Raw genomic sequence first — 695 nt, 5'->3', positions numbered from 1 at the left:
TCGCTCAATAACGAGCTTTGCCAAGGGATTAGGCGTTCACTAAGGTCAATTGAAGCGCTGCCGAAGATGTCGCAAAGTTCTTGTGCCAAGCCTTCGGGGCCTTTAGATGCACTGTCGTAGAGCTTTAAGGTGAGCACTGAGCTGTCAAGGGGCGCTTTTTTTATAGAACTGCTATACACGTTTTATTCCGAAACTTATCTATCAATGCTGTTAAAGCGTTTGTCTTTTATCTAGTGCGTTTATAAGTGAGCATCATAGGGAATTTTAAGCAACAAATCGGTCTTGACACTTTGTTTTTGTGACAAGACTTCTTAATAAGTAGAAGTACGTGGTGATTCTGTGATCTTATCGCACTGAATTTATAGGGCTTCGTCACAGCGGTACTTACTTGGCTAAGTTCGTGTTTAAGAGGGATGACATTTGAATAGCCTTCATTGATTGAGTTGGATCATGTCTCATATTCCAGAAAACATGCTAATCTGAAGATCTTCACTTACGGAGATCATGTATGAGTCATACTGTTGAAGGTCAAGAGACCCATAAACATTGGGGGCGTCTAGGGCGCTCCATCCTCAATGGAGTGATAGGTGACTACCTTGAAAAAGAATGTAACCCTTTGGCTATCCAGATGGGCTTTTATTACCACTACAAACGCTTGGTCTTAAATGAACACCTCGTTCATCAGCTGGATGCGC

At 42.3% G+C, this 695-nt stretch carries 1 protein-coding gene; it reads left to right on the top strand.

Annotation, left to right across the window (positions count from 1 at the left end):
- Positions 1–508: 508 nt before the first annotated feature.
- The coding region (locus A3735_RS01600) for a hypothetical protein (protein WP_156499311.1) at positions 509–695 on the top strand (187 nt) is incomplete at its 3' end.

Source organism: Oleiphilus sp. HI0061 (assembly GCF_001635675.1).
The sequence above is the reverse complement of the archived record's forward strand: the minus strand, read 5'-3'. Positions and strand labels throughout refer to the sequence as shown.